This is a genomic window from Psychrilyobacter sp., from assembly GCF_049671765.1.
Classification (GTDB): domain Bacteria; phylum Fusobacteriota; class Fusobacteriia; order Fusobacteriales; family Fusobacteriaceae; genus Psychrilyobacter.
The window spans coordinates 1-6,915 of the sequence record NZ_JBATVM010000110.1 but is presented as its reverse complement, the minus strand read 5'-3'; the positions used below and the strand labels follow the sequence as shown (position 1 = coordinate 6,915).

At 29.4% G+C, this 6,915-nt stretch carries 6 protein-coding genes and 1 pseudogene; 3 read left to right on the top strand and 4 right to left on the bottom strand.

The features are described from left to right. The 3 genes and pseudogenes from WBG30_RS05525 to pepV all read right to left on the bottom strand — a co-directional run. Positions 1-302, bottom strand: a 302-nt coding sequence (locus tag WBG30_RS05525) for a transposase (RefSeq protein ID WP_424503648.1), incomplete at its 3' end; no start/stop codon positions are given. Positions 303-391: 89 nt separating this feature from the next. Beyond that, positions 392-740, bottom strand: a pseudogene (locus WBG30_RS05520) (transposase). A gap of 365 nt (positions 741-1,105) precedes the next feature. Further along, complete coding sequence (gene pepV / locus WBG30_RS05515) at positions 1,106-2,467, bottom strand: dipeptidase PepV (RefSeq protein ID WP_424503647.1); 1,362 nt, start codon at positions 2,465-2,467, stop codon at positions 1,106-1,108. A gap of 523 nt (positions 2,468-2,990) precedes the next feature. Between pepV and WBG30_RS05510 the strand changes: the two genes are divergently transcribed. The 3 genes from WBG30_RS05510 (at position 2,991) to WBG30_RS05500 (ending at position 6,352) form a co-directional block, all read left to right on the top strand. After that, positions 2,991-4,058, top strand: coding sequence for a mandelate racemase/muconate lactonizing enzyme family protein (locus WBG30_RS05510; protein ID WP_424503646.1), 1,068 nt, complete (start codon positions 2,991-2,993; stop codon positions 4,056-4,058). 146 nt (positions 4,059-4,204) lie between these two features. Continuing rightward, positions 4,205-5,359, top strand: a complete 1,155-nt coding sequence (locus tag WBG30_RS05505) for a DUF819 family protein (RefSeq protein ID WP_424503645.1) — start codon at positions 4,205-4,207, stop codon at positions 5,357-5,359. Positions 5,360-5,362: 3 nt separating this feature from the next. Continuing rightward, on the top strand, positions 5,363-6,352 hold the full coding sequence (locus WBG30_RS05500) for a serine hydrolase domain-containing protein (protein WP_424503644.1): 990 nt from the start codon (positions 5,363-5,365) through the stop codon (positions 6,350-6,352). A gap of 78 nt (positions 6,353-6,430) precedes the next feature. On the opposite strand, the gene WBG30_RS05495 is transcribed toward WBG30_RS05500, so the two are convergent. Beyond that, positions 6,431-6,715: a GNAT family N-acetyltransferase gene (locus WBG30_RS05495; RefSeq protein ID WP_424503643.1), complete on the bottom strand. Its 285-nt coding sequence runs from the start codon at positions 6,713-6,715 to the stop codon at positions 6,431-6,433. Between the last annotated feature and the right edge of the window lie 200 nt (positions 6,716-6,915).

Below are 6,915 nucleotides of genomic sequence, written 5' to 3'. Positions count from 1 at the left end.
GAATAGATTACACCCCAATTTCTTCGGCGCCCAGTCCATTTTAGAGTGATATCCATCGTAGTAAGATAAAGAAGCTTAAATAGACTATCATCTGTAGGAAATACAGATCTACTTTTACTTGTCTTTCTAAGCTGTCTATTAAATCCTTCTATTGTATTAGTAGTATAAATTAGAGTTCTAATTTCTTGAGGATATGTAAAATATGTAGCTAAATTTGCCCAATTGGACTTCCAAGAAAGCGCGATTTGTGGATATTTTTTCTTCCATCTTTCTTCAAAATTATCTAGTTTAAAAAGAGCAATATCTTCAGTATTAGCTTTATAGACTTTTTTAGATCAATCATAAGTTCTTTAATATCTTTATATGACACAGATCGAGTAGCGTTTTTAATTTAATGAATAATGCATTGTTGTATCTCTGCGCCAGAGAAAACAGATGCTATAGCATTAGAAAACCCTGTAAGCTCATCAACACAGATGAGAAGGACGTCATTAACTCTTCTATTCTTTAGTTCATTCATTTTCGCCAACCCACATACCTAAAACTTCTTTCATTCCATCCATATTAATTCCAATAGCGATATAGACTGCCTTTTTAACTATGCGCCCTTCACTCCTAACATTGTAATGAATAGCATCCATAAAAACTACAGCATATGTATCTTCTAATGGCCTATCCTGCCATTCTTTAGCAACAGGGAGGATCTTATCAGTTAGAACTTTCAGAGATGTCAAAATCATACATATCAGCAACATGAGTCTTAATATCACTGAGGGTCATTCCTTTGGCAAATAGAGACGTAACTTTCTCTTCAAAATCTTGACCTATTGAAGTTTGATTTTTTCTAATGATCTACGGTTCGAATTCATTATTTCTATTTCTGGGAACACTAATATCAATCTCTCCAGAACTACTTTTCAAAGTTTTTTGGCTGTATAATCTTAATGAAGACCTTTGCAAAATAAGGCCTTTTTTATCTCAACTTTGATTATTCTAATTCAAGAGAAGCCATCAAAAGGAAGAGTTAGGGTGTTTATTAATAAAAGTCTAAAAAAAGAGACTTCTATTAGAAAAAATTCTAATAAAAATCTCTTAATTAATTTTCTTATTTAGCTAATCTGTAAATAGCTTCTACATAGATTTTCAATAAAGTATCTAATTTACTGATCTCTAAATATTCATTCTTTTGATGCATATTGTCCTCTTGGTCATGTAATAATGCTCCAAATGCTACACCATTGTCTACGGCTCTAGCATATGTCCCTCCACCAATAGCCACAGGTTCTGCATCTACATCTCCTGTAATTTCTTTATATACATTCATAAGTGTCTTTACTAAAACAGTGTCTTTAGGGAAATAAAGAGCATCAGATTCACTTTTGATAGTTAACTCAAAATTATTTTCTGTAGCAATTTTTTCTAATCCTTCTAAAACAGATTCTTTTTTAGTTGTTACAGGGTATCTCATGTCGATACTTAACTCGATTTGACCATCTTTGATAGATAATTTTCCGATATTTAAACTTAATTTTCCAGAGTCTGCATCTTCGAATCCAATTCCCATAGAAACACCATTTAATTCCATTCCGATTTTAGAGTTATAGAAAGTTATAAATTTAGAGATCTCTCCTAAATCTACTCCTTCTAAAATTGCCATCAATGCAGAGATAGCATTATATCCACTCTGTGGTCTAGCTCCATGAGATGATTTACCATAAGAGATCAATTTACCATCTTTGATTTCTATTTTGTATTCATTATTTGCATTATATTCTTTTACTTTAGCTTCTAAAACACTTGAAAGTTCAGTTGGGAATGTCATTTCACAACTTTCTGCTACTGAATTAAATGCTTTTCCACCTTGTATAGTAATATTTTTAGTATCAATATTTTTAGTCATAGTCACTTGCATAATTCCTTTTTCTGCAAATGTAACTGGAAAACTTGAATCAGGAGTAAATGCTAAAGTAGGTTGAGGCATTTTTAGAGTACCAAAGTAATGATCCATACATCCCCAGTTAGTTTCTTCGTTAGCTCCTAATATCATTCTAATTTTTTTGTTTAATTTTAATCCAGAATCTTTTAATGCTTTCATAGCATACATACACATGATCATAGGTCCTTTGTCGTCTAAAGTTCCTCTTCCAAAGATCTTCCCGTCAGCAATGATACCACCATAAGGATCATGATCCCATCCTTCCCCTTCAGGAACTACATCTACATGTCCAAGGATAGCTAGAGTTTCTTCACCATCTCCAAAATCAATATGACCAGCATAATTATCAAAGTTAGTAGACTTAAATCCTAATGTTTCTCCTAATTCTAAAAAGTGAGCCAAAGCCTTTGCAGGACCCTCTCCAAATGGCATTCCAGGTAGCGGAGTATCTTCCACACTTTTAATTCTAATGGCTTCTTGTATTGCCTTTACTACTTCATCTTTATAGTTTAAAACTTTAGTTTGTAACATTTAAACACCCCTTATATTTAGTTAGTTATTTTATTAATATTTTTTCATATTTCACTCTCTTAGTATATAACCTATTTCTATTTTTTTCAAGGGAAATAATTCGTTTTATACGTAAAAAGTACAATTTTTATGGATTATTCTAGAAAAAGTATCGTTTTATGAATATTTTTTTAGGAAATAAAATTTTGGAAAAATGATTGATTAATTTATTGAATGATTATCTTTTATGCATGGTAATATCTATATGCTAAAGTTAAACACTATATAAAATATTATATAATTGTGTAATTTTTTGGTCGTTTATTAAAATTAACTTATATTTTGTGTATTTATTTTAATTTTACTTAGTTTAAAATTTGGGGTATAATGCATAAATCAAATTTTTAATATATAAAACGAATTTTTTATGGGGAATAATTTAGCGAGCTATTAAGAAACAGCGATTTATATATGAAAAAGAGAAAGCACTTGTTAAGTAAAAAAAGGTTACTAATATTTTTATTTACAAATTATGGAGGTAAAGATGAAAATAATATCAATAGAAACTAAAAAAGTAGAACTAAAGCTCTTAAGACCATTTACTGTATCTTTAGGAGTGATTAAGGCCTTACCAAGTTTATTAATAAAAATGGAGACAGAGGATGGATACATAGGATATGGAGAAGCTTCACCAATATCATTTGTAACAGGTGAAACTTTTGAAAGCGTAGAAGCTGCAATAAAAGCAATGTCTACCCAATTAATAGGTATGGATTCTAGTTGTATAGAAAAAATTCATGATACTATGAATAGGATGTTTAGAGAAAATAATTGCGCAAAAACAGGTATAGATATTGCTATATTTGATATTTTGGCTAAGAGAGCAAATTTACCATTATATAAATATCTTGGCGGAAGTAAGAGTTCATTCGAAGTAGATAAAACAATATCAATTGGAACAAATGAAGAAATGGCGTTAGATGCAAAAACAATAAAAGAAGATGGTTTTAATATTGTAAAAGTAAAGTTAGGGCTAGATCCTGCTGATGATATAGAAAGAATAAGATCTATAAGAGAGGCTATCGGTCCAGAAATGAAAATAAGAATAGATGCAAATCAGGGATGGAATAAAGTTGATGCTATAAGGGTGATCAATGCTTTAGAAAAATATAATATACAAGCGATAGAACAACCACTTAAGTATTGGGATTTAGAAGGACATCGAATAGTTAAAGAAAAAACTATGATCCCATTAATGGCAGATGAAAGTTTATTTTCACCTATGGATGCAATAAAAATTATTAAAAGTAATTCATTTGATATATTTAATATAAAATTAATGAAATGTGCTGGGCTGCATAATGCTATAAAGATAAATTCAATAGGAGAAGCAGCAGGATACGAATGTATGGTTGGATGTATGCTAGAAAGTAATATTGGAATAACAGCTGCGGCTAGTTTTATAGCTGGGAAAACCAATGTAACTTTTGCAGATATCGATAGTGTATTGCATATTCACAAACCTGAGGGAATAACTGGTGGAGTAGAATTTAAAGATGGAAAAGCTTACCTTTCTGAAAAACCAGGATTGGGAATTGAAGTACAGTGGTAATTAAATAGTATGACTAAATAAAATTTATTTTATCTAACTCAAAGTAGAGGACATGACAGTAATATTGAATGTAGTAGGAGAGTTAGAAATTATAATAGTTAGAGATTGAAAAAATTAGGAAAGTTGAACTGTAGGAGGAATAAATTATGGTAAAAGATACAACACTTGTTTGGGCAGTAATTGCTATGGTGATAGCAATTTCATTTTATTTACAAAAGTTTAAGGCACTAAAGTTAGTAGGACCTTCAATTATTTGTATATTATTTGGGATAATCCTTGGAAATACAGGAATTATGCCACATATGCACCCTGTTTATATTACAATAATGACATATACTATACCAATTTCTTTGTCAATGTTCATGTTAAATATGAATATAAAAGAAATATTCTCACTGTCAAAAGAACCATTATTAGCTGTTTTACTTGCTCTAATTAGTGTATGTGGGGTAGCATTTATAGCATCATTTTTATTCCATGGGAAAATCCCAGAATTATATAAATTTACAGGAATGTTCATAGGGACATACACAGGTGGAAGCGCTAACCTAACAGCAGTAGGAATAGCATTAGGAGCTACTGCAAGTCAATTTGCAACAGCAAACGGAGCAGATTATATCACGGGAATGCCTGTATTAATATCATTTTTTATACTTCCAGGAATTATTTTGAGATCTGATTTAGGAAGAAAAATATTTCCATATTCATTGACAAAAGAAGAATTACACTCGGAAGAAGATGGAGAATTGTTTGGAGATAAACAGTGGTCAGTGACAGATTTAGCAATGTTATTTGGAATAGCACTACTTTTAACAGTATTGTCTAATTACATATCTACATTTTTTCCAAAACAATTGACAGCTGCAATAAAAATAATTACAATAACTACTCTTTCTATTATTTTAGGGCAATTTAAAGGGGTCCAAAAAATAAAAGGAAATACTGAAGTAGGAATCTATGTCAGTGCATTTTTTCTAGTAGTTATAGGATTTTTAGTTGATATTCCACAATTTATATCATCTGTACCATTTATAGCAGTCTATTGCGCTACTATCATTCTTGGTGCTACTACTATTTATATAATATTATGTAGAATATTTAAAATAAAATATCAGTATGCAATCATAGCCTTTGTAGCTATGATAGCCGATGGAAGTTCTGCAGCTATCATATCTGCTTCTAATAAGTGGAAATCCTTAGTTCAAGTTGCTATATTATTAGGGACTATTGGAGGAGTAGCAGGGAACTACTTGGGGATAGGACTAGCTCTACTAGTTCAAAAACTTACTACAGGAGGATAAGTCATGAGTAAGGTCGAGGATATAAAAAAAGTTATTGGAAAAGTGACAAAAGAAAAAGAATACTTAAATATTATGATATCTACAAATATTGTAGGAAAAGATTTTAAATATTCTAATAATATGGAGAATTTAGATAAATTATACGAAATTGGAAGTTCTTCTAAGATGTTTACAGCTTTATCAATATTTTTATTAGACGAAAGAAAAGACTTGAGCATAGAAGACCCTATCTCAAAATATTTACATAAAGAAATTTGTGAAAAACTTTTTATAAATAATTTTGATTATTCAAATGTAAAAATAAAAACTCTCCTAAATCACACTAGTGGAATAGGAGAACATCTCAATTCTGGTGATGATATGGCTCTTTTCAAGAAGTTTAATAATTCTAAGAAAAATCACCCTTTAAAAGAATTAATAAATTTATCAAAAGAGAATAAAATTTTGACTTATATGCCTGTAAACAAACAATTTCAATATTCTAATATCGGATATATGTTATTAGGAAAAATTATAGAAAATGTAACAAAAGAAAATTATAAACAATTTATAATTAAAAATATTTTAGAAGTTTTAGGAATGGAGAACACTACTTTCATAGGAAATAATAATAGTTCTAGGGAGTTGATACAAGGGCACTTTCGAGGAGAAAAGGCAAATATGCCTTCAAATATTGCATTATCAGCTGGGGAGATGATATCAAACTTAGAGGATATGTTGATTTTCCTAAAAGGAGTCTTTGATTGCAAAATAGTCTCTAAAGAGACACTAGATATTATTTTAAAAAGTATAGAAAACAGCATAGATGCGTCAATGCACTATGGTTTTGGATTTTATAATGAAAAAAATCTTATTGGTCATGGAGGGCAAACTTTAGGTTTTTATACAAAAGCTTTTTATTTGAAAAAAGATAAAAAATATTTTATACTTTCGTTCAATGAAGCTGAATCAGGTGAAATTTCTAAAGAGATTATAGATATTATATTTAAATAACTATAAATAATTTTAAATTATAGGTTGTATCTAAATAAAAGAGGTGATTTCTGATAATACAGAAATCACCTCTTTTATTTAAATTGTTTTTACATCATCATATTTATTTGTCTTCTCAAATACTCTTACTACATATGAACACCTAGGAAAAATTTTAAATCCTTTTTCTCTAGCATAACTTACACATTGGTCTAATAATTTTTTGCCTAAAAATTTATTTCTATATTCGGGATCTACAAAGGTACTGTTAATAGAGATAATGTCACCTTTTAACTTATAACTTAAAAATCCCGCTTCATTATTCCCATCCATAGCTAAAAACTTATTTTTTTCCACCGAATGAAGAATTATAATTTCTTCCATGATAAAAGCCTCCTAAAAATCAATTTTTTTATTTGAATATTTTTTAAAAATGAGGAGTCTATCTAAAATTAGATAAACTCCATAATTTTTTTATTCTTCTATAACTTCTTCTTCACTTTCATCTATATATTTGTATTCTTTGTAAGAAACTCTATGAAAGATTGCAAATAAGATAGGAACTATGCCTAGTGTTATACCTA